Genomic DNA, 1823 nt, shown 5'->3' with positions numbered 1-1823 from the left:
ATGCGGGTTCTGGCCGTCCTCGGGGTTCCACCGGTAGATCTTGAAGTTCCTGGTGCGCTTGGCGCCCTTGGCTATCGAGACCTTCTTGCCCGGCGTGATCCGCGAATTGCGGGGTAGCGCGAACTCAACCATCGTATCAAATCCTCAAAAATCCCAAAACCTTGCCCTCATCAGGCCGCAGGCCGTAACTGGAGCGGCCAGTACACTCCAGCTTTTCTGTTATGACCCGTGCGATCAGTAAACGCGTGCCTTCGGCGGGAAGGGTTGGACCTCGTTGGTCAGCGTGTAGAGATGGACAGGACGGTACTCGAAGGTCGTCCTGCCGCTCTCGTCGATGCCGGCCACCGTGTGCTTCATCCAGTTCTCGTCGTCACGGTCCGGATAATCCTCGCGGGCGTGGCCGCCGCGGCTTTCCGTCCGGTTGGCCGCCGAGTTCATCGTGACAACAGCCTGATACATCAGGTTGTCCAGCTCGATGGCCTCGACCAGATCCGAGTTCCAGACCAGCGTCCGGTCCGTGATGCTGACGTGAGGACGCTTCTTCCAGGCTTCCTGCATCAGCTGCACGCCCTCATCCAGGACCTCGCCGGTGCGGAACACCGCGCAGTTGTTCTGCATGGTGCGCTGCATCTCGGCCCGGAGGTCGGCGGTGCGGACCTCACCCTTGGCATGACGCAGCCTGTCAAACCGCTCCAGCGCCATGTCGGCGCCGTTCTTCGATACCGGCTTGTGCGAGGAGCCCTTGTCGATGATTTCGGCGGCGCGGATCGCGGCGGCGCGGCCGAACACGACCAGGTCGAGCAGCGAGTTGGAGCCCAGCCGGTTGGCGCCGTGGACCGACACGCAGGCGGCCTCGCCGATCGCCATCAGTCCCGGAACGACGTGATCGGGGTTGTCCGGGGTCGGACGGACGACTTCGCAGCGATAGTTGGTCGGAATGCCGCCCATGTTGTAGTGGACGGTCGGCAGGACCGGGATCGGCTCCCGGGCGACATCGACATCGGCGAAGATCTTGGCCGTTTCGGCTATGCCGGGCAGGCGTTCGTGGATTAGCGCCGGATCCAGGTGCTCCAGGTGAAGGTAAATGTGGTCCTTGTCGGCGCCGACGCCCCGGCCCTCACGGATCTCGATGGTCATGGAGCGGCTGACGACGTCGCGGGATGCCAGGTCCTTGGCCGACGGCGCATAGCGCTCCATGAAGCGTTCGCCGGTCGAGTTGGTCAGGTAACCGCCCTCGCCGCGTACGCCCTCGGTGATCAGGCAGCCCGAACCGTAGATGCCGGTCGGGTGGAACTGCACGAACTCCATGTCCTGAAGCGGCAGGCCCGCGCGCAGGATCATGGCGTTGCCGTCGCCGGTGCAGGTATGGGCGGACGTGCAGGAAAAGTAGGCGCGGCCGTAACCGCCGGTCGCCAGCACCACCTGATGGGCGTTGAAGCGGTGGATCGTGCCGTCGTCCAGGTTCCAGGCCATGACGCCGCGGCAGACGCCGTCCTCGTCCATGATCAGGTCGAGCGCGAAGTACTCGACGAAGAACTCCGCCTCGTGCTTCAGCGACTGCTGATAGAGCGTGTGCAGCATCGCGTGGCCGGTCCGGTCGGCGGCGGCGCAGGTGCGATACGCGCGACCTTCGCCGTACTTGGTGGTCATGCCGCCGAAGGCGCGCTGATAGATCTTGCCATCAGCCGTGCGCGAGAAGGGCAGGCCGTAGTGTTCGAGTTCCAGGATGGCCGGGATCGCCTCGCGGCACATGTACTCGATCGCGTCCTGGTCGCCCAGCCAGTCCGACCCCTTGACGGTGTCGTACATGTGCCAGCGCCAGT

1 protein-coding gene is annotated in these 1823 nt (G+C 64.6%); it reads right to left on the bottom strand.

Annotated elements, in window-relative coordinates:
* Positions 1-234: 234 nt before the first annotated feature.
* Positions 235-1823: succinate dehydrogenase flavoprotein subunit (gene sdhA, locus N826_RS38895; protein WP_044437970.1), on the bottom strand; the 1589-nt coding region annotated here is incomplete at its 5' end.

This window comes from Skermanella aerolata KACC 11604 (genome assembly GCF_000936425.1).
In the GTDB taxonomy this organism is placed as follows: Bacteria; Pseudomonadota; Alphaproteobacteria; order Azospirillales; family Azospirillaceae; genus Skermanella; species Skermanella aerolata.
This window is presented reverse-complemented; position numbering and strand designations above follow the sequence as displayed.